We start from the raw sequence: 21,740 nt of genomic DNA on the forward strand, positions 1-21,740 counted from the left end.
GATTCAGGTTTTAGGTTTTTATTGTGGTATGATATCCGAAACAGGAATACTCTGAAAGTAAAGCTCTTTCACTCCTTCGTAAAGAATCCCAACAGTATTTTCGTCCACCATTGTCATGCAGGAATAGCCAAAACCTCCGGCTTCATTCAATTCCAGCTGACAGGCTTCGGGCCAGGTCATTCCTTCATCCAGACTTGCCTTGATGGTCATGTTGGTACGGTGCTGTTTGTTGTTTGGATTGGAAAAGAACAACACCTGTTTGCTTTCGCCATCCAGGTTCAGGTTTGTAGCGATAATACTGGCCATGCAATTGGATTCAGGCAAGGCCGAATTTGACGTGGGATGAAGTTCCCAGGTTTTGCCAAGGTCGTTTGTTACTGCTACGGCGCGGCCGTTTGTTTCCGATTTATCCTTTCGGTTGCGGTCGTCGCGCATGTTCAGCATCAGGCTTCCATCACTTAATTCCACTACCTGTGCTTCGGTGGTATTGGATTTGGCACCGGTTCCAATGTGCCAGGTTTTGCCCTGGTCCTTGCTGTAAACAATGGTGGAGTGACAGGTAAACTGCCCGCCATCCAACGATTTTTCACCTATATCAGCTTTAAACTGGGCCGGAAAAACGAGGGTGCCGTCTTTCAAGCAAATTCCTCTGCCGGGGCCTTGCAAAAGCAGCTGCCACGCCGGATCCTTTATTTGTTCAGTAACATTGATTGGTTCCGACCAGGTCAACCCGTCATCGGTACTTTTCACAAGAATGAACTGACCGGTTTCTTCGGGTTTCATTCCGGGCTTGGACGCCCACCACAACATATCTTTTTCGGTAACACCGCTCATCCACAGGGCAGCTACCCACAGGGTTTGGGTTTCGTTGTCGTACAATACACAGGGGTCGCCAATTCCGTTCAGTTTTTGCGGTCGGCCGCCCCATTCGCCCATGTCCATAATAACCTGCATCGGCTCCCAGGTTTGGCCGCCATCGGTGCTACGGCTCATGCCAACATCGATATCTTCCTGCAGGTCTTTGCTGTTGTTGTACCGGATATCGTAAACCGAAATCAGGGTTCCGTTTGCGGTTGTCACCAAACCGGGAATCCGGTAAGTATCCACCTGATCCTGTCCGGCTGCACGCACCACCTTTGCCGGACGGTACTGAAAGGGATCTTTAACGTCGATTGCCAGTCGTTTTCCGTTTAGCGACAAAATCACCTGTTCAACCGAAAAACGATGCGTCAACACCGCCTCTTCTTTCACCTGCAAGTTAAAAGCAAGAGTATGGCTTCCACTTTCCAGCTTGCCTTTTCCCTCCACAACAATCTCCTGATCGGCCATAAGTGTTGCTGCTCCAAAGGTGGTTTCAACAGTATCCTGAGCTGAAGCAGCCATCCATGAAACATCGGCTGATTTTACGAAATCAGTTTGACTGCCTTCAGAAAGTACCAAGCTTATTTTTTTAAGATCATAACTTATTCCCTGCTCAACATCCAGGGTTATTTGAAAAACATCCGCATTCTCTTTTTCGATGAACAACGGAATTTTCTTTTCCTGAAACTGTGTTTTATTCACTCCTTCCAATTCTGTTTGAAGTGAAGCGGTACAAGCCGAAAGGCTTACTGCAACTACCCCCAGTAAAATAAGCAGGCAATTTTTCATGTTAATTAATTTTATGGTTATCACAAATATAAAAACTCCGCATCAGCATTTGTTTTTTGGAGTAAATCAGGAGCAGGCTTGCTCCTGATTTAATTCCAACTAAACTTTTATAATTTATGAAAAAAAAGCATGTCAATATCCGGGTGTTTGCTCCAACTTCGGATCCACATTCAATGTGTTTACATCAACCGGCCACAGTAATTTGTGCGACTCACTTGCACTTAAAACAGCATCGTTTCCGTAGTTTACCTCGTCAGAAAACACCAACGGTTTTCCCGAACCATCCTGCATGCGACGCACATCAAACCAGCGTTTCCCTTCACAAACAAATTCCTTGTCGCGTTCTTCAAGAATGGCCATTTCGTTGGCTTCAAATCCGGCGTTGGTATAGGCATGTAGGGCAGGGTTGTAATTATCTCCATAAGCTCTTTCGCGCACCTGATTAATGTATTGTGCCGGGTTGCCGTCTTTCATGTTCTCAACCTCTGCCAGCATCAACAACACATCGGCATAACGATATACCGGAATGTCGTCAGCATAAACCCGGTTGCCGTCCGCATTAATCAGCCCCATAAATTTGCGCATGATTAAGCCTCCGTTGATCAGGTCTCCCGTTGTTCCATCCTTGTCGTAAATATCAAGGAATGTGGAATACTTGCGTGAATCGAGTTCATCGAAACTTTCAAACAAGGGGAAAATATATTCGTGACGTAATAAACCATTTCCTTTGGTTTCAAGCGGGTCTACAGCGGCCGAACCATCGGCTAAGTATTTGGTTGCAATTGTGTTTAGCTGATACCGGAACAAGTAGTGAAAAGTTGTTGATTCTGTATCCAGAAAACGAAGGGTAAAGATGATTTCGTTGTTTCCCTTGTTGTCGTATTCGAAAACAGAAGAATAATCATCCAACAGCGAGAATTTTCCCTTTACTTCGTTCAAGGCAGCTTCTGCAACTGCTAAATCGCCAGAAGCAGGAGACTGATCTCCGGTGGTAACTTTTGCCGACCACAGGTAGATATCTGCTTTTAACAGTAAAGTGGCATATTTAGACCATGTTCCCTTTTGGTTCCCGGTTTCAACGTTCGATCCAAAATAGTTTTCCGACTGCGTTAAGTCGCTTTTGATAAAATCAAATACCTGCTTTGGAGTGCTTCGCTCGGTATACAAAGGTTCTGCGCTGTTTTCGCCCTGCAATACTTTCGGATCGGTAATAATTGGCACACCGCCGTAAGTTTTATACAGGTAACTGTATAAGAATGCTCTCAATCCGTACAACTGTCCCAGGTAATAGTTTTTACTGGCATCAGTCAGGAAATCTACTTCATTCTCGAGCTTATAAATTCCCAGGTTCACCGGAAGGATTCGTTGGTAAAATCCGCCCCATCCGCTGATACCGGTTTTATCTTTTGTAAAGTCCTGATCTTTCACCGGGCTTGAATCATTCAGAGAAGTACCGGTTGATCCGGTTCCACTTTTCAGAAGTCCACCTCTTTCTTCTCCCAAAAGATACAATGTTGAGTGTAGGTCGCGCACCTGGCTGTGCAGACCAAGTATATACCCGTTCACCTGTGCTTCGTTCTGCCAGAAATTCTCACTTCCATAGTAGTCTATCGGCCCCAAATCCAGCGAATCGCAAGACACTAATGAAACCAAAAAAAGAATTAGAATTTTTGTTTTTATTATATACTTTTTCATTTCTTTTCAATTTTTAAATTAATGCCTCTTAGAATTTAACATCTACACCAAAAATTACGGTCTTTGGTACAGAGTACGCAGCATACTGAGCGCCCGAACTAAAATTCTCAGGATTGTTTAGTTTAGATGCTGTCAAATAGCCCAGGTTTTGTCCTGTAACTGACAATGTCACTGCTTTCATACCGATTCCTTCGAGCAGCGTTCCCGGAAGAGAATAAGAAAGCGAAAGCTCTCTGAATGCCAGGTAATCGCCTTTATAAACCCACTGTGTCGACTGACGGGCATAGTTTCTTGAGCCCAACTGGTCAGCCCAGCGGTATTCGGCAAATTCTGCATTCGGATTATCGACAGTCCATGTATTTTTGGTATCAACAGTGGTATTGTAGGTACCTTGCGCCATGGCCAGGAACCAGGCACGCTGAGCGTCTACCTGTACAAAACCAAGCGAGTAGTCCATTCGGGCATAGAATTTAAATCCTTTGTAAGCCAACGTAGAAGTAATTCCACCAAACCATTTCGGACGGGTATTTCCTATTTTTACCATGTCGAAGTTATCGATCACTCCGTCTTCGTTTACATCCAGCCAGTTCATGTCGCCGGGTTTTAAAGCCAGGCCATTGCCTTTGCTTTCTCCTAAAGCATCCCAGGCCGTTGGTCCATAAACCGGACGGGCATTCGATCCAAACCATCCGGTTGTGATGTCTTTACGGTCAGCAGCCACTGCGTTCACTTCGTCCCAATCGCTGAATACACCTAAAGCCTTAAATGCGTACAAATCGCCGGGTTGCTGACCTTCCTGGTATCCGCCAACCCAAATCAGGTTTCCAGAAGCTCCGTCGTAAACCTGAAATGCACCTTGGCGGTTTCTTTCCAAACCATTGTCCGGAAGCTTTTCCACAATACTTTTGTTGTACGAAATATTGGCTGAAACATCCCATTTCCAGTCTCCTTTTCTCAAGGCTTTTACCGACATATCCACTTCCAGCCCCTTGTTTCTGTACTCTCCGTTGTTGGAGCGGATGGAGCTGATTCCAGAAGATATGGGCAAAGGAATGTTTGCATATTTATCCAATGTCAAACGGTTGTAATACGTAAAGTTGGTATTGATCATGTTTTCAAGGAAACTGATGTCGATACCGGCTTCAGCAGTTTTGGTACGCTCCCACTTCAAACCGGGGTTCGCGATGCTACCAACAACATATCCAACCTGGTTATTGTAGTTTCTTGTTCCATAACTTCCCTGTAATTCGTAGGCGCCAATTCCGGATACGTTACCATTTAATCCGTAGCTGGCTCTTACTTTCAGGAAAGAAATCAAGGAGCTGTAGTCTTTCATGAAATCTTCCTTGTTCACGATCCAACCGGCTGATACCCCAGGGAAGAACCCCCAACGGTTATCACCGAGTAAGCGAGAATAGCCGTCGTAACGGAATGTCCCTGAAACCAGGTATTTTTCAGCATAGTCGTAATTCACACGCCCAAAATAAGAGCGAATCCGTTCCTCGGTATGATAGGTGTCGATCGAACGTTTTCCTTCTTCCGTTGAAGTAAGTCCAAGGTCGCTGAAGTCGTCGGTTGGGGCACCGCTACCGCTGGCACTTAAGCCGTTCCATTTCTTGTTGTAATATTCGTAACCCACCAGGGCGCTACCCGCATGTTTACCTTTTGTAAGGTCGTAATTCAATACCGCATTATAAGTCTGGCTTAGCTCTTTGTCGTAGCTGGCCGATGAACTGCGGCTTGTAGACCAAATACCAGGTCTGCTCAGGTAGTCCTTGTTAAATGACTCGTAATATCCCTGATCCAACAACCAATGGGCATTCACTTTCAGGCTTAAGTTCGAAAGGAAGTCAATCCTGAAGCCTTGTCCCATAATGAATTTATTGGTATTGTTATCTCTTTTCAGCTTGTCAATGTTCACCAAGGGGTTTCCATCGCCAACGTTGTTTCCCAAAATCAACTCACCGTCAGGATTGTATTGCCGCTGTGTTGGCGGTGTACTCTGAATTCGTCCGAAATAGTTCGTTTCATTGGTTGTTGAAACATTGTACCATTTCGCATCGGTAAACTGGAAATTACTGTTGGAAGTAAGCCACGAACGAATCTTATACTCGCCGTTGAACGTAAAATTCAACCTTTTGTACCAGGTTTTGGCAGGTTGTCCTTCTGCATCGTAGTAACCAATACCGGCATAATATTTTCCCCGGTCGTTTGCTCCGCTAAAACTAACATTATAGTCTTGCGTTAAAGCGGGATTGTTAAAAGCATCATCCTCTTTATTGAACTCCGAAAAAATAATCTCCTGACCGGTTACCGGGTCAATCATGGTTTGCCAGCCTTCGTTGAGCAAGAAAGCCAAATCCGAGTTATAAACCATCGGGCTATATACCGCCAACGATGTTTTGTTTCCGTCCAGTGCATTACCATTGTCGTCGTAGTAACGGTTGCCAATACCATAAGGTGCAGCGCCGCTCAACGATGACATGCTGCCATATCCGACCCAGCCCCCTTGCGAATTCTGGTACATTTGAGCCGCATTCTGATAGCCCTTTCTTACCCAGTACAGGTAATCTTCGGCACCTAAGAAGTCATACTCATGAGTCAGGTAGTTTAAACCGAATTTAGCACTTACTTTTATTTCGGGTTGTCCACCTTTTTTGGTCGTAATCAAAATTACACCGTTGTTGGCGCGCGCTCCGTACAATGCGGTTGCACCTGCATCTTTCAGTACCTCAATCGATTCAATGTCGTTCGGGTTGATATCATTAAATGCACCAACCTGACCGTCGATTAACACCAAAGGAGAACCGGTTCCATCAAAATTGGTACCTCCGCGTAGATAAATAGACGGGGTTGCTCCCGGATTACCCGAGACAGTGGTAACTTTTAACCCAGATACCGCACCGGTAAGTGCCTGTGCGGGGTTGGCATGCACACCACCGGTTAGTGTTTCTTCTTTTACCGAAGCAATTGAGTTCGTTAGTTTTGCACGACTCTGCTTCCCTCCATAACCCGTTACCACAACTTCGTCCAAAGCCTCGGTAGCGGTTTTCAAAACAACATCCAATGTTTGCTTTCCGGCTACACCCCACTCTTGAGCCACCATCCCGATAAACGAGAAAACAAGAATATCATTTTCATCAACGTTTAGCTGATACTCACCATCGATATTGGTGATCGTACCCGCTGTTTTTCCTTTAATAACAATTGATACCCCAGGTAAAAGTTCTCCATTTTCTGCAGTCACCTTCCCCGAAACGCTTTTTGCCTGGGCAAACCCTTCTGCCTGGAAAAGCACCAAACAAATAATAGCAAGAAGAATTCCCTTACACCTGAGAACCAACCCACTAAGCTTTAGTTTTTTTTCTCTCAAATTACTCATAAAGTTCTTTTTAAAGTTAGATTTAACTTGAGCCGTTCACTTAAAGAAGATCAAAAGGCCCTTTTCAAACTTGCCTTATGTATGACATAATGCGCAACAAATATAAAGATTAGTTTTTTAATTCAAAATCATTTTCCAAATTTGTAGCACATTTACAGTGCTAAAATCTAATTCGTTATGGCAAACCAGGATTTGATCCATCATATACCGACCATCGATACCAGCAGTTTGGTCGACAAAGTTGAAATGCAGCTTTTGGAAATTTTTATCAACCGGGGGCTTAAAACCGGGGATGTTATTCCCAAGGAAGTTGAACTTGCCGCTGCCATGGGCGTGAGCCGGACCGTAATAAGAGAATCCTTAACCCGCTTAAAAACAATGGGTTTAATTGATTCAAAAAAACACAAAGGAACCGTTCTTACCAGCCCCAACCTGGCACAAATACTTCAGCGCTCCATGATTCCCAAGATACTGGACGACGAAACACTGAAAAACATTTTTGAGATTCGCCTGATCCTTGAAATAGGCATGGCCGATTCTATTTTTCATCATATCACTGATGACGATATCCGCGAGCTGGAAGAAATCACAGACTCGGAACCGACATCAACCGAAGATGTTTTGTTTGATATTGATCATGAAATTAAATTTCATGGCAAACTGTATGAGATAACGAACAATGAAACACTGAAAAACTTTCAGACGATTTTACTTCCGGCTTTCAATTTTACTTACGACAGTGGATTGATCAACAAACCCATCAAAAAGAAAAAACACATTTCACACAAGGGTCTGGTTGAAATCCTAAAAACGGGCAATCCGAAAAAGTTCAGGGAAGCCATGCGAAAGCACCTGGATAATCATTTCAGCCGCTTGTTTGATTAAAGTTCTATCCCGTTTTCACTGACAACAACAATGATCTGCCTCTAATTTCAGGACAGAGCTCTTTTTCCTGTCAGCAGGCCATCGCACAAACGCTCAAACAAACAATCAGTAAACCATACAAATAGCTGATTGTTGTTGGTAATGATTCTATTCATTCAAAAAAAGCAGGTATGAGCGCGCAAAAACAAGGAACAATTATGCAGATTGTTCGACTAAAAACAAAACTCAGCGAAGAAGAGATGCTGAAAATAGCCCACGAGCGTGAACCGCAGTTTAAAGCTATTTCTGGCCTGGTTCAGAAATATTACATCAAAATGGACACGCCGGGCGAGTTCGGTGGTGTTTACATCTGGGATTCTCCTGAATCGCTGCAGAAATTCCGGCAGTCGGAACTGGCAGCCACCATTGCCCAGGCGTACCAGGGAGTTGAACCTCCGTCCATAGAAGTAGCCGGTATTTTATTTCAATTGCGGGATTAAAAGCCAGAGTCATTAACTGATATTTCTGGCTCCAACTTCCCTAAAATCTGTAGGCTACACCCCATTCAATCCAATCGGCACTTCCCCCGTTGCGGGTTTTCAGTGCAATGTGAATATCGGTGTGTTCCGAAATTCCAATTCGGCCCCCGACTCGCATGAACCACTTTCCGCGCTGTGTAAACGGCTTGTAAATGTACCGGCCATAATTAAACATAAAGGAAATTCGCTCAATCAGGTAATGAAATCCCACATGCGCCCCGTAAAAAGTTTTGTCGGAAAAAGCCGTTTGCTGTGGCAACAAATTGTCGTAATAATTCTCAACCGATCCGTCGTAAAACACATCCAATCCTCCGATTGCCTTTAAGCGGTGCGAAAACTGATAGGCGTACTCAACAGTAACCGAACTCGTCAGATACCTGGGACCTTCGGCCCCGGTTGTATCCACTTCGCCAAATTCATTTTTAAATCTTCCGGGACTTTCCTGCATGGTTCCGATGCTACTCATCAGAATAAACTCATGCTTTGGCTCAAATTCGCTTACATCTGCATCGATGTAGGTAGGACGAACTGCCGGCTGATAACCAGGGTCAGCATGTTTGGTGAAATTTTTTACAGGATTGAAATGATAGGCAGTGGCCAGGTTTAATCCCACCAGGTTTATGCCTTTTTGCGGAGTAAACGACCGCCCGTTACTAAAGTGAAGGAACGAAAAGCCAAGCGCAATGTCCATCCGATTTGACCATTCGTAATACAACTGAAGCGAAAAATTTGAATGCAGGTTACTCTTGGCTCCAATGTATTTCTGGTAAGGATTGGTTTCGGCATCGTAAGGCACAAAATCAGTAGCAATACCAATCTCCACATCTCCGTTTAGCCTGAATTTGCCAAACCTTGCAATGGGCGCTCCATAGAAAAAATAGAAAGAAGCCGGCTTTCCTAACAGCGAATCAACCACTGTTTTTCCCAGGTCGAAATACGAAACTCCCAATCCATATTGCGGATATCCATGCACCCTTTGCCATTCTTTTCTACCGGTTGATTGGGTGCCCAAGCGAATCCCTGTTCCCCAAAATCCATCGCGTAACACACCCGGAGCACCTCCTTCCACCATGTGCCCGCCTTTATAGCCTGTAACCTGGATGTAATTGAACCAACCGTAATTATCATCCTTTTTTAAATCCTCTTTTTTGAAAGTTGAAAACTCCTGTGCATTCACTACAAACAAGAGAAATAAAGCCGTAACTGAACTTATAAATCTTTTCATTGCTGCCGTTTTAGTTTTGCTTTATAAGTTCGTATCTGAATCTTCGGGGACTGGGTTGGTAAATGTTCCCGGTTGTGTAATCGATAATAAGCGGAACGCCCCCGATAAGCAGGTCGACAACCGAATATGCCGCACTTTGTTTTCGAAGCAAAACATATTCTTGTGATTCGTAACCTTCTGCTTTCAGCACAAGAATACTTCCATGTTGTATTTTCTTTTTAGGAACCATTACGGCTCCAGGGGCTTCCCCTACTTTCTCTCCGTCAATAATAACTTCAGCCTTTGGCAAACTTTCTTTGGAAAATACCAGGCGATGCGACCTCCCCTCCAAAACAGTAGCACAACTGCTAAAAATTGAAAGTGCTACCATTGAGAGAAATAACCTGCTGAATGAATTCTGAACACTATTTCTCATAAAACCCGGATTAATGAACTTTCCCGTCATGTGTGGCCAGCAAAGTTATTTCAAATTACGAAAATGGTTTTATTAGACCTTACGAAAGGTGCCGGGCTTCTCCTTAAAATAACGTGTCATTTATGTTTTAACGATAATGTTTGATACCAAAAGAAACACTACGATTAACAATAATGCCTTAAAACCTTCACCATCCACTCTCAAAATTACACAAGAGGCCGTCAAAAAAGAGAGCTACCCCCTTTACTCGTTGATGATATCTACATCTTTGAACATGTAGCGGTTATCACTAAGTCTTAAACTCTTTCCGCTGGCTGTACTTACCTTTTTTAAGATCACTTTCCGGGTTCTGACATAGGGAAAAGGTTCTTCGTAAGTTTCGTCGGTCATTTTCGAATTGAAATTGGAAAAAATGGCGGGTCCCTGGTATTCATCGGGATGATTCGTGTCGTCGACATAAAGCCCCTCGATGATTACTTCTTCGGGCATATAGCAGGTGTAGCCAAAGTTGTGCTTGCCTGAATTGGAACCACCAATGAGAGAGGCACTGATTTTATTGCCGTTTGCCGGAACAAAAACACAATCGCGAATAATCATTTTTCCTTTCCAGGTGCTGCCGTAATCCGAACGCAGATTAATCAAGCTTCGTCCCCTAATGGTTGACTTTTCAACCGTAAAAGTGCCGCTCCCAATGGCATTAATTCCCTGATGCCCGAGCGTCGAGTTACGAATGGTCGCATTGGCGACGCCCATATGCGCATCGAAACGGGAAAACGTACAACCGTCGAACAAAAGATTCTTAGAGTAGTTCGATCCCATTATGCCCCAATACCTGTTATCGTTAATATCGTTTGTCTGGCTACAGTTGATAAAGGAAACATTGAGCGCACGATTCACTGTAATATCATAGGTTCCCATCGACACCGGAACACCTGCTGAACCGATTGTCTGGTAGGTTTTGTGCCCCGTAACAACGCAATTTTTAATTGTCACCCAGGCACATTCACTGATATTGAAGAAGCCGCCGTAAGGTGCACCGTGGTCTCCTTCTTCAACGATACGGTGCTCCAATCCATCTACCAACACATTGGAACGCTTGATGGATATGCCCCGACTGTAATACGTGTATTTCGATTCGGCACAGTTCGCGATGGTCGTAAAACGTCCGCCCGTAATGGTAAGTGTCTCCTCATCAATGGGAAGCGCAGTTACATTAGTTACCTGATCAAAATCCCAAATGATCGGAGCATCCATATTCACATTTCCGTTTTTGTCAACAATAAAAATATCAGTTTGCGAAGATCCGTTGTTTTGATTCGGGCCAAACCGGATGTAGCGTTTTACATTTGAATCGGTAACAGTAACCAGGCAAGTGGCAGGTAGAGAAACATCTATTTTTTTCTGATTTGCTTTCAACGAAACGATCCCCTCAGGCTTGAATGATTCCAAAGCGGAATTCACCAGAAAAACAGGCGCATTTCGGTTCTCCACTTTTGTATCGTCGATAATGAAAGTGGCCGTTCCAAAATCAGTATTGGTACGAATAACTGCGGTGCGGTTCTTTCCTCCCAGGTAGTACGTAGCTCCATCGTCAGCCTTTACTCCAAGACCTTCCTGATTTGCAAAAGCGTGTGTTGCTACCAGAGCCTCCATGTCATCCGTTTTCCCGTCGCCTGCAGCACCAAAATCGCTATACAGAACAACTCCTTCGGCTTTAAACTTTCTTAAATCTTTGGGAGATACGTTTATTTGCATCTCCCCATTCCCGGTTGTCTGAACTGCTGTTTTGTTCTTATTGAACGTTATCACCACATTATCAAGTGATTTACTGGCAGTTTGGCCAAAAGACACCGTTACTAAAAAAAGTAAACTGAAAAATAAAATCGCAGGTTTCATAGGTATTATGGTTTAGTAAGGATTTGAAAATATAAACTATAAATTAAACCAACAAATTTATGCTACATCTTTCCAATTCTAAAAAACCGCTCAAAAGGCTACAGAAAAAGATTGCAGGCATAATTACCACCTTTATTTTGAGACTTCCTAACGAATAAATATTCTCATCAATCTTAACTTTCCCTGCACCCATAAAAACAAAATGCGGAAAAGTGCTTGTCACAGCATCAATACCAACTCACCGGAACAAAATAATACTAGTTTTGCGCAACATTTCACGGCGGTGCCTTGTTATAAAAGGTCATTTTTTGTGAACTGATACCGATCAAAATAAAACGATGATAAAAAATCTGTTGTACAACTTTTCGCCCAGGCGCTTATCGATCCTGAACCGATATTATAAAATCACACAGTTTTATTCATTTTTGAAAAGCACGGCTTATAAAGGAGGCACGGTTACCGCCATTTTTGTGTTGTTGCTGGTTAGCCTGGAGATATTTCTACTGGATTTTAATTTATTACTCAACAACCTGGTGACGATGTATTCGCCCAAAATAATTTACTCGGTTTTTCTTTTATCAGAAACCGCTTTGGGACTATTGCCACCTGAGATGTTTATTGCCTGGGCCGCGAAACTGGAAACTCCCTGGATCGCTCTTTTCGTGCTGGCTTCGTTATCATACATTGGAGGAGTAATTGCCTACTTCTTGGGTACTCGCCTGTTCCTCATCCCTTTTATTAAGACACACATTGAAACCAAAATACAAAAGCACATCATTAACCTGAGAAAATGGGGAGGCATTTTCGTTTTTCTGGGTGCGGTATCGCCTATTCCCCACTCTATTGTTAGTTTGGCTTCAGGGCTGATCAAATACAACTTCAAAAACTACCTGCTTTGGGCTCTGTTTCGTTACATGCGTTTTATTATTTATGCACTAATCATTTTTGGCATTTTTTAGAACCAAAGTTTGGCATTCTTATCAGCAAAACAAAAGAACAAAAACGTTCTTGTTACTCCTGTTCATATTAGAAGCCATTGCATGCGCATTTACTTAATGAGCTACCTCGTCCTGCCGGGAACGGGCAAGAGTTCGACTTCATAATTTCAGTTTACTATCACTCCTGAAATCAGAGTCTCACTGATTTAAATGTCTTTAGACAGAGCCGTTTTTGCGTTTTTAATTTATTTTCGTTCTGTCAACAAAAACCAATGTTTCTTATTGACAGTATTTTTACCAATACAGCACAAGCAATGAATTTGATTTACAATGATAAACTTAACGGGTACTTCTCCATGTCGGTTGCCGAAAACTGGTTTCAGCGAAATGCCGGTCAACCGTTATCAACCTTTTGTATTGTACTGAACTACGGGGAAGCAATCGATATTCAGATCGATCTAAAAAAATACCAGATTCAGAATAATCAGATTTGCTGTATAAACCCCGGAAGCATCATTCCGAAGATAAAAAGTAAGGACCAAAGACATTGTTTCATTGACTTCAACCAGGCTTTTTACTGCCTGGAGTTACACGATAAAGAACTATCGTGCAACGGTTTGCTTTTCGGAGCCTTACCTCAACCTCCCGTTTTGAATTTTCCGGAAGAAGAAGCCTCAGACAATATCGGGCTGATTGAAATGCTAAAAAGAGAATTTAGTTATGCCCAAAGTAACCAGGGCGACATGCTGCGTGTTTTATTAAAGCAATTGATAATAAAGTGTGTAAGGCTTGCCAAAAAACAATTGTTTATCGCCACCGATCTTCCACAGGAAGAAACAGATATTATCCGGAAATTTCAGGCCCTGGTAGAAAAGTACTTCAGGGAAAAACACAAAGTGGCCGATTATGCTGAAATGATGTATAAATCGCCTAAAACTTTATCCAACACATTCAAGAAATTAAACGGTCAGTCGCCCCTGCAAATAATACAGGAAAGAATAGTACTCGAAGCCAAAAGATTAATGAACTACACCGATAAATCGGTTAAGGAAATTTCTTTTGAGCTGGGTTTTTCTGAACCGGCTCATTTTAGCAGGCTATTTAAAAAAGTGACGGGTGAAAGCCCCAGTGAATTTCAGTAACAGCAGCTCTCCTGTATAATATAAAAAGACCGGCTTGTAAGCAACAAAACCGGTCTCTTGCGGATATTCGAGTTAAAAAGTCAGAACCTTTACCGAATCATTTTTAAGATAATCAGTCAACGGCTTTCCCATGCCTGCTACCTCAAAACCAAGTCCTTTCAGATCATCGGTAACACCATAAGCACTTGCACAGGCAATGCAGGCCCTTATCTCAACACCATCGTCTTTCATCGCTTTCAGTTTCTCCTGAATCTTCCGGTTTTCAGACGTCAATTTAGCTGATGGTCCCCAAATAATCAGGGTAACATCCTCAAACCATTTGTTCTTTTTGGCGGCATGCGTGTACATTAAGGCAACCCTGTCTGCCACATACGGATCGTCACTTGTCCATACAACAACCAACTTGTCTTCCTGCGTATTCTTTTGTTCCTGATTCATTGCATTACCGGCGCTTACTGAGAAAAAAACCACAACAATAACTACCAAATATTTTAGATGCTTCATTCTTCGCGGATTTTACATGTTTTTCAAAATAGCCAATAGCAGTTTCCCTGACAAACGGGTAGAATAATCGGGATTAATGTACTCGAACTGTATTTTTCCCGAAGGAGAAACAACAAAAACCGATGGCACCGGCAGAATGCCTTTATTCAGGCCACCGCTTTTCTCGCTCAACATCCCAGAATACTGCTCAGGGGCCTTAAAGGCAATACCCATGGCTTTTATTAGCTGGCCGTCGGCATCAGAATAAAGCTGATAGCGTATACTTTTATCATCTTCTGTGATCTTCAGATTCTCCGGAGCATCAGGGCTTATCGCAACAATCTGATATCCCAGCTCAATTATTTCACGCTCTGCCTCCTGTATTTCCGACAAGTGAGCATTGCAATACGGACACCATCCTCCCCGGTAGAAAAGCAAAATGCTTGGCTTTTCTGCCAGAATTTCACTCAGCTGATGCGTAGTGTTGCCTGCCGATTTTAGTTCCGCTTCAGGAATTTGCTCTCCGATCAGCAGAGGCGAAACCTGCTCCGGAAGTGCCGGTATTTGTGCAATGGCATAGTTGCCAATTAGTAGGAATAAAAATAATAAGTGTTTCATGGTAAGTAATTGTTTTGATGTACAGTTTGTTAATTCGTTAAAAGCTGTGCCATTTTATGATGCATGGCTTTCAGGCAACAGCCAAATGACCTCAATTGCTTTCATGCTCGTAACCTCAGGAATCTTTTGTTATGCTGCGAAATTCTCCAGATCCGGGGCAAGAGGAAAATCGATCGGAACTTGTGTTGCATTGTGCAGGAAGTTGGTAAAACTGGTTACATTAACGATGGCAACCAAATCAACCAAAGCCTTATTATCAAAGCCTTCCTCAAAAAACGACTCCTTTAACTCTTCACTCAGCTTCCCTTTGTTGGCCGCAATTTGTTGCGCTGCTTCAACAAGCAAGTTGGTTCGTTTATCAGAAAGTTGTGCTTTCCGAATGGCAATGGTTTCCTGCTCGGTAAAGCCATTCATTTTGGCAATGGCAGTATGAGCGGCCTTGCAATATTCGCAGTTGTTTACTTCGGAAACCGCCAGTTTAATAGCTTCCGTTTCTTTTTTGGTAAAATTAGAGGCACTTATCACCTCCGCATAATTCAGGTACCCTGCCAAAACCTCAGACGAATAACCCATTGTGGCATAAAGGTTAGGCACTATTCCCAATTTACTCTCAAGGTCTCCAAAAATTGTTTTTGCTTTTGCATCCACCTCATCTTTTGTTGGAACGATAATTTTCTTCATTTTATTAAAAATTAAAAGGTTATTATTTACGGCACAAAGATGTGGCGGATTTATGACCTCAGGAATGAAGGTTTTTCCCTTGAGCTTATCAATTTTTCCCTTTTTGTGTAAAAGCCGCCCATACTCCCTGATTGAAACCGAGATTTCCGAACTATGGCCGCAAAATAGAAATGCTTATTCCTGTTGATGAACGGCCGGAGAACATCTCAACTCTTTATGGATCAATCTTTCTAAAGCGAAACTCTCCTGTTTGCCTCACGTATTTATTTCGGTACCCGTTTTTAACAAAGGCCCCATAAGAATGAAATACGTTTCCACAAAAGATATCATCGTCCGGATCGACCGTTACCTGGCAGATCCGCGTCTTGATGCCGAAACGCAACTCCGTAAGCGCTGGGCCTGGATTTGGATGGTTGTTACCTGCGTGTTTGTTGCTATCACTTCTTTTGTTGAACTCGTTATACTGAAGCTTTGGCCTATCTGGTGGTTCGGCTTCATATTCTGGGCTGGCTATTTGATCGGTTTTCCGCTGTACCGACGTATGAAACGCTTCGATCTGGTGATCAACATTCTTTTTACCGTCTTTATTGTCGCGGCACTGTTTGCCATGCTACAAACCGGAGGAATAAGCACTTCACTGGGATTTATTTTCATCGGGATGAACTGTGCCATGGGATCCATGCTGGCCGGAAACCTGCGCTGGACCATTGGCATGTTTGTCACTTACTGTGTGACCATTATCATCCTCGGCCTTTTTCAATCTTCGCTCACCACACCCGAATACATTACTCCACGTGTTAATACCCTCTCCTTTGTCGGACTTACCGTTTGGATTAACGCCTGCATTTTGCTGATTGTCATTTTATTTATGAAAGACAAAAGCCGTTATGAAAAATCAGAAGCAGAGAAACTACGAAAAATCGATGAGGCAAAAACCAAACTTTTCACCAACGTTTCGCATGAATTCAGAACACCACTAACAGTTATACAAGGAATAGCGGAACAGATGGAACAACATCCTGAAAAATGGATGCAAAGTGGCCCGGGCAAGATTAAAATGCAAAGTCAGCTTCTGCTTCGCCTTGTAAACCAGATGCTGAACATTGCCAAAATTGAAGCCGATGAAATGCACCTGGAGTTAATCCATGGCGACATTTGCAGGTTTATCCGCTATGTGGCAGGGACCTTTCAAAGTCTGGCGGACAGCATGAAGGTTGAACTAATTCTGAATCAACAGGAAGACCCAATTTATACCGATTACGATCCCGACAAACTGATGCATGTACTTTCCAACCTGTTATCCAATGCCATTAAGTTCACGCCTCCCGGAGGTCTTGTATGCCTTGAAGTTTCAATCGCACCTGAAAAAAACAAGGAAGTCATTCTTATTTCAGTGCGTGACACCGGGCGGGGAATTCCCGAAGCATCAGTGAGTAAAATTTTTGAGCGTTTTTACCAGGTCCCCGACAAACACGATCAAACTTCGGGAACCGGGCTCGGACTGGCAGTTACCTATGAACTAATTAAGTTGATGAATGGAAAGATCAGTGTAGAAAGCCGGGAAGGAAAAGGTTCAGTATTTACCGTTCTGCTTCCGGTCTCGAAAACGGCCGAAAAAGCTGCCGACCATGGTGTATCCATGATAAGCTCAGAGACGGCTCATGCGGGAATTACGAAAGCCAAGGCCGATGATAGAACCTATGATACAGATACGATACAGGCGGAAAAACCGGTTCTCCTCATTGTAGAAGACAACAAAGATGTGGTTGAATATCTTCAGACAATTCTACAAAAGGAATACAATTTAGAAATTGCCCCCAACGGAGAGGCTGGGTATGAAAAAGCTATGGAAATCATCCCGGATATTATTCTTTCGGATGTAATGATGCCCCTGATGGACGGCTTTGAGATGCTCGAAAAGTTGAAAGCTGATATTCGGACCGACCACATTCCGGTTGTGATTCTAACCGCCCGCGGTGATTTCAATTCGAAACTTGCCGGGCTCGCAATTGGAGCCGATCACTACCTGATTAAACCCTTCAACGAAAAAGAGCTTCGGTTAAAACTGGGCAACCTGCTGGAATTAAGAAGGAAGATGCAAAAACACTTTGGCACACTCCCCTTTCAACCCCAGGATGAAAATTCCAGTTTTAAACCGGAAGGCCTATTCATTAAACGAATTAATGCACTAATTGAAAAAGAAATGGGTAACGAAGACTTTGGAATCAATGACATTTGTTTTTCGATGAACATGAGCCGGGCACAACTTTACCGTAAGTTCAGTGCCATCACCAATAATTCGATCGGTAAGTATCTTCGCTCGTTTCGCCTGTACAAAGCAAAAGAGCTACTGGAGAACCAAGGCAAAAATGTTACTGAAACAGCTTTTGAAACCGGTTTCAAAAACCTATCACATTTCAGCACCTGCTTTCACGAGGAGTTTGGCTTCTCTCCCAATAAACTTGTCCGTTAGCCAGCTCACATTCGAGACAAAAGCAAAAACATCTGAGACAATTACCAAAGCACGGGCTTCAGCGTTGCCGTACCTTTAACAGTACGTTCTCTGCTTTACGAATCAACATTCTAATCCTTTAAAATTCAACTAAAATGAAGCGATTGATTTTATTATTATGGAGCATAAGCCTGCTTTTTGCGGGCTGCGATATGAACGATTCTTTATCTAACGAGATCGACAATGACCTGAAATCAGCTGAAATGAAGATGGTCCCCATCAAAGGCGAGATACAATCGCATGTAACTGAATCCCTGAATGGTGTTCCGGTAATTGGCAATCTATCCGGAAATATTTCACACCTGGGGAAGCTGATCATGGATAAAAGCACCTGGTACACCATTTCTGTGGAAATGGACGAGCAGACCTGGACGATTTCGTGGGAAATGTTTGGATCGGTTTGTGCAGCCAATGGCGATTTTCTGAAATACACACTTTCCGGGGCGTTTAGCATTCCAAATAATCAGATAACAGGACAAGCTGTTTTTGATGGCGGTACCGGCCGGTTTTGCCAGGCGCAGGGCTCCATGGAATTTACCGGCTATGCCGATGATCCCATGAATATTGCCACGATGTATATGCAAGTCGAGGGGCTGATCACAAATGTAGGAAGCAGCCATAGCGGCGAAAATGCAACGGTAACACAAAATGAATCGATTGCCGGATCATTTATTGAGGCATGGGACCTACATGACACCGACCTGCTAACTTCATTGTTTGCCGATGAGTTCACCTACACCGAAGTGACAACAGGACATATTTATGCCAGTAAAGATGCACTTGTCATGTATGCCACTGCCACGATTGCCGGAATACCCGACACCCGCTTTGAAGTAGTCTCCATCGTGGCTAATGAACGATTTGCTGTTGTTGAATGGATCTGGAAAGGAACCAACACGGTTGGCTGGCCATCGATGGGAATTCCGCCCACTGGAAAATATTTTGAGTTGCCGGGAATTTCTGTCATGGAAATAGAAAACGGTCAAATAATCTGGAACAAAGATTACTGGGACTGGAACACTTTTTTGCAATTGATCGGTGTTATTCCGTAAGCCGGGCCCCAACAAATAAAAAAAGGCCGGAAGTGATTCCGGCCTTTTTTAGCTCTCCCGGCAGTTGAAAACTACTACCTGGTTTGCAATTGCTTGTAGCAATTATCTCTTTAAAGGAACAAATCTTAGCAATGTAGCTTAGTTAACAGCAGGTGTAATAACGAATTTGCGGAACTCGATAGGACCATGGTCGCCCTGTACCATAATAGGGCCTGGTTCTCCTTCTTTGCTGTCAAGCGAACCTCCTGTAATTCCAGGAATCGGACGGTTCGAAACCGTTTCGATACCATTATGAACAACCGTTACATGGCGACCAACAAGCGTTACTTCATAAGTTTGCCATTCGCCCGGTTTTTTAGCTGCATTAACCGAAGGAGCTATAAATCCGTAAATACCGCCGATACTTACCGCGTCAGCTCTTCCTTTTGAATCTTCGATCTGGAGTTCGTAACGGCCACGAAGATAAATTCCACTGTTACTTCCTTCCGGGTACCGGAATTCGATGCTCAGTTTGAAATCGTTAAATTTCTGATTGGTAACCAGGTTGCCACCCTTTTCTTTGTTCACCATCACACCGTCAACCATCTGAAATTTATTGTTTGCCGGAATGATCCATCTGTCCATGTTATCGGTAAGCAAATTGATCGGATTTCCCCACACCGGTGGTTCTTTTCTTTCCAACGACGGAGCCCGAACACCAGTCCATTCCAGCTTATTGCCTTTAAGCATTTGATACCCCGTAAGTTTATCGTCTTTTAAAGAAAACTCAAAATATAAGTCTTCAATATCCATCCATTGCGGAGGGATTGTGAAATGATACTTATCCTTATCAGCATCGTAATGAATTTCTGAAATTGGCCTTGCACTTCCCTCATATCCAACATAATATCCAACAAGAGTTGAGAAACCAGATAATTTAATCTCCAGCCATCCGGGGAAACCATCTGAAGCCATTAAACCGTGTCTGAAAATTCCAAGATTCTCCAACTGTTCCTTCTCCATGGTTATCGTAAGATCCCATTTGCCGATCACTTTCGAGTCACTTTCAACGCGCTGTGCCTGCGCAGGAACGAAACCAACTAAGGCTAATACAAATAATAACAGGAATGCTTTTAATTTTTTCATGATAATATTTTGTTCAATTAATAAATGCGATTTTTTTCGCTTAGGTACAAATCTACTTAAAAACTGTTTCAGATTAAATTCCAACATTCGAATCGAGGGTGTTTTTGAAGATAATTATTTATTATTTCAAGATTTTAGAGCACTGCAAATTCCAAAATCCGGAAACAAAAAAGGTCAACCATTTCTGATTGACCTTTTTGAGCTCCCCAGGTAGGACTTGAACCTACGACCTACGGATTAACAGTCCGCCGCTCTAACCAACTGAGCTACTAGGGAATATTTTGTTGTTCTGTAGAACGTTTGCTTTTCAAAAGCGATGCAAAAGTAATAGCTTTTCTTAAAACTCAAAATATTTTTCTAAAAAAACATTCATTTTTCTCATCAAAAAATCTCCGGGCTTCAAGCCCCACGCGCTCTTTCTCTCACGAGTGCCTGTCAATCAAACCATTCTGAAAGAAAAGCTCTCTTTTCTAAAAATCGCATTAAAATACCAACAAATCTATTTTTACAGTTTCTTTTCGTACTTCTTCGTGATTCTCCACCGATTCTGTATTTTTAGATCACTCAAAAACGGCTCACATGAACAAATCATTCGCATCCATAGTGGCGTTCTGCCTTCTTTTATTTGGAGTTTCCGGACAAGGACAGGCGCAAAACAATACACTTACAGTAAAAATCAGCAACCAACCCGACAATCCGGTGGTACTGGGTTGGGTGGAAGGAGACAATCTTACAAAAACCGACAGTGCGCTGGCAGTGAACGGACAAGTTCAGTTTTCGCTGCCTGAAGATGCCGCCCCCGCTGTGCTTCGACTGGTTTTCGGACTTACACCTTATGCCCGGATCATGAAGGAGGCCCCGCAACAGATCGATCTGATTTTCAACAAAGAAGACATAGAGCTTGCTCTCAGCTTCAAAGATCCGGTCAACAGTCTGAAAGTTATTCGATCGGAAGAAAACAGGCTTTGGTACGATTTTATGAGGCGCCAAATGGAATACGAAAACGCATTAAGCCTCATGGAAAAAGAAGTGGACCTGCTCTGGCAAAAGAACGACTCCGCCAAAGCCATTCAAACCGCGGATGAATTTAACCGGCTTCAAATGGATTGGGATCTTCGGGTAGCACAAACCGCCCAACAAAACGAGGGCACCTTTGCCGCAAAACTTATTGCGCTTAAAAGAAAGCCCATGGCCGACGCATTTTTATCAAAAGACGAACGCAAGGAATCTTTGCAGAAAAACTTTCTCCATCCTGTTGATTTTTCTGACGAAAGCCTAATTCATTCCTCAGCCTATACCGACAAAATATTCGATTACCTGGTACTTTTCAATCAACCCGGCTTAAGCCAGGAACAACGGTCGGCAGCCTATGTAAAAGCAGTGGACAATGTTCTTTCCAAAACAGCCGGCACTCCCAAAGTCGATGCTTTTATCAAAGCTTATCTTTTGCATGGCTTCGAAGTTTTGGGAATGAACGATGTGAAGGAATACATCAAAAGCAAGTAATCAGAACTGCATCCATC

17 protein-coding genes and 1 tRNA gene are annotated in these 21,740 nt (G+C 43.1%); 7 read left to right on the plus strand and 11 right to left on the minus strand.

Annotated elements, in window-relative coordinates; all coding sequences use genetic code 11:
- Positions 1–18 precede the first annotated feature (18 nt).
- The 3 genes from INQ51_RS02070 to INQ51_RS02080 form a co-directional block, all read right to left on the minus strand.
- Positions 19–1,650 (minus strand): sialidase family protein, encoded by a 1,632-nt coding sequence (locus INQ51_RS02070; protein ID WP_233376243.1) that lies wholly within the window; start codon positions 1,648–1,650, stop codon positions 19–21.
- Positions 1,651–1,782: 132 nt separating this feature from the next.
- The gene (locus tag INQ51_RS02075; RefSeq protein ID WP_233376244.1) at positions 1,783–3,345 is read right to left on the minus strand and encodes a RagB/SusD family nutrient uptake outer membrane protein; all 1,563 of its coding nucleotides are present in this window, start codon (positions 3,343–3,345) and stop codon (positions 1,783–1,785) included.
- A gap of 28 nt (positions 3,346–3,373) precedes the next feature.
- Positions 3,374–6,727 carry a SusC/RagA family TonB-linked outer membrane protein gene (locus INQ51_RS02080; protein WP_233376245.1) on the minus strand — a complete coding sequence of 1,118 codons (3,354 nt, stop codon included), beginning with the start codon at positions 6,725–6,727 and terminating at the stop codon, positions 3,374–3,376.
- A 177-nt stretch (positions 6,728–6,904) separates the two neighbouring features.
- Here INQ51_RS02080 and INQ51_RS02085 point away from each other — a divergent pair, with 177 nt between their 5' ends.
- The gene (locus tag INQ51_RS02085) at positions 6,905–7,612 is read left to right on the plus strand and encodes a FadR/GntR family transcriptional regulator (protein ID WP_233376246.1); all 708 of its coding nucleotides are present in this window, start codon (positions 6,905–6,907) and stop codon (positions 7,610–7,612) included.
- 170 nt (positions 7,613–7,782) lie between these two features.
- Positions 7,783–8,091, plus strand: coding sequence for a hypothetical protein (locus INQ51_RS02090; RefSeq protein ID WP_233376247.1), 309 nt, complete (start codon positions 7,783–7,785; stop codon positions 8,089–8,091).
- A gap of 40 nt (positions 8,092–8,131) precedes the next feature.
- On the opposite strand, the gene INQ51_RS02095 is transcribed toward INQ51_RS02090, so the two are convergent.
- From INQ51_RS02095 to INQ51_RS02105, 3 genes are all read right to left on the minus strand, one after another.
- Positions 8,132–9,355: an acyloxyacyl hydrolase gene (locus tag INQ51_RS02095; RefSeq protein WP_233376248.1), complete on the minus strand. Its 1,224-nt coding sequence runs from the start codon at positions 9,353–9,355 to the stop codon at positions 8,132–8,134.
- 10 nt (positions 9,356–9,365) lie between these two features.
- The gene (locus INQ51_RS02100; protein ID WP_233376249.1) at positions 9,366–9,770 is read right to left on the minus strand and encodes a hypothetical protein; all 405 of its coding nucleotides are present in this window, start codon (positions 9,768–9,770) and stop codon (positions 9,366–9,368) included.
- A 243-nt stretch (positions 9,771–10,013) separates the two neighbouring features.
- Positions 10,014–11,666, minus strand: coding sequence for a hypothetical protein (locus INQ51_RS02105; protein ID WP_233376250.1), 1,653 nt, complete (start codon positions 11,664–11,666; stop codon positions 10,014–10,016).
- Positions 11,667–12,004: 338 nt separating this feature from the next.
- On the opposite strand from INQ51_RS02105, the gene INQ51_RS02110 reads away from it, so the two are divergent.
- Together INQ51_RS02110 and INQ51_RS02115 are read left to right on the plus strand one after the other, a co-directional pair.
- Positions 12,005–12,625: a YqaA family protein gene (locus tag INQ51_RS02110; RefSeq protein ID WP_233376251.1), complete on the plus strand. Its 621-nt coding sequence runs from the start codon at positions 12,005–12,007 to the stop codon at positions 12,623–12,625.
- A 293-nt stretch (positions 12,626–12,918) separates the two neighbouring features.
- On the plus strand, positions 12,919–13,746 hold the full coding sequence (locus INQ51_RS02115; RefSeq protein ID WP_233376252.1) for a helix-turn-helix domain-containing protein: 828 nt from the start codon (positions 12,919–12,921) through the stop codon (positions 13,744–13,746).
- A gap of 72 nt (positions 13,747–13,818) precedes the next feature.
- Here INQ51_RS02115 and INQ51_RS02120 read toward each other — a convergent pair whose 3' ends face one another.
- From INQ51_RS02120 to INQ51_RS02130, 3 genes are all read right to left on the minus strand, one after another.
- Positions 13,819–14,250: a DsrE family protein gene (locus INQ51_RS02120; RefSeq protein WP_233376253.1), complete on the minus strand. Its 432-nt coding sequence runs from the start codon at positions 14,248–14,250 to the stop codon at positions 13,819–13,821.
- Positions 14,251–14,262: 12 nt separating this feature from the next.
- On the minus strand, positions 14,263–14,847 hold the full coding sequence (locus INQ51_RS02125) for a peroxiredoxin-like family protein (protein WP_233376254.1): 585 nt from the start codon (positions 14,845–14,847) through the stop codon (positions 14,263–14,265).
- Between the two features lie 129 nt (positions 14,848–14,976).
- Positions 14,977–15,528: a carboxymuconolactone decarboxylase family protein gene (locus INQ51_RS02130; protein ID WP_233376255.1), complete on the minus strand. Its 552-nt coding sequence runs from the start codon at positions 15,526–15,528 to the stop codon at positions 14,977–14,979.
- Between the two features lie 301 nt (positions 15,529–15,829).
- Between INQ51_RS02130 and INQ51_RS02135 the strand changes: the two genes are divergently transcribed.
- Positions 15,830–18,001 carry an ATP-binding protein gene (locus INQ51_RS02135; RefSeq protein WP_233376256.1) on the plus strand — a complete coding sequence of 724 codons (2,172 nt, stop codon included), beginning with the start codon at positions 15,830–15,832 and terminating at the stop codon, positions 17,999–18,001.
- A 134-nt stretch (positions 18,002–18,135) separates the two neighbouring features.
- Complete coding sequence (locus tag INQ51_RS02140; protein ID WP_233376257.1) at positions 18,136–19,092, plus strand: ester cyclase; 957 nt, start codon at positions 18,136–18,138, stop codon at positions 19,090–19,092.
- Positions 19,093–19,230: 138 nt separating this feature from the next.
- Here the strand turns inward: INQ51_RS02140 and INQ51_RS02145 are convergent, their stop codons facing one another.
- Both INQ51_RS02145 and INQ51_RS02150 read right to left on the minus strand, forming a co-directional pair.
- Positions 19,231–20,217 carry a DUF1080 domain-containing protein gene (locus INQ51_RS02145; protein WP_233376258.1) on the minus strand — a complete coding sequence of 329 codons (987 nt, stop codon included), beginning with the start codon at positions 20,215–20,217 and terminating at the stop codon, positions 19,231–19,233.
- A 202-nt stretch (positions 20,218–20,419) separates the two neighbouring features.
- Positions 20,420–20,493 (minus strand) — tRNA-Asn (locus INQ51_RS02150).
- Between the two features lie 303 nt (positions 20,494–20,796).
- Between INQ51_RS02150 and INQ51_RS02155 the strand changes: the two genes are divergently transcribed.
- Complete coding sequence (locus INQ51_RS02155) at positions 20,797–21,723, plus strand: hypothetical protein (protein WP_233376259.1); 927 nt, start codon at positions 20,797–20,799, stop codon at positions 21,721–21,723.
- The last annotated feature ends 17 nt before the right edge of the window (positions 21,724–21,740 follow it).

Origin of the sequence: Maribellus sp. CM-23 (assembly GCF_021354595.1) — a bacterium.
Taxonomy (GTDB): domain Bacteria; phylum Bacteroidota; class Bacteroidia; order Bacteroidales; family Prolixibacteraceae; genus Draconibacterium.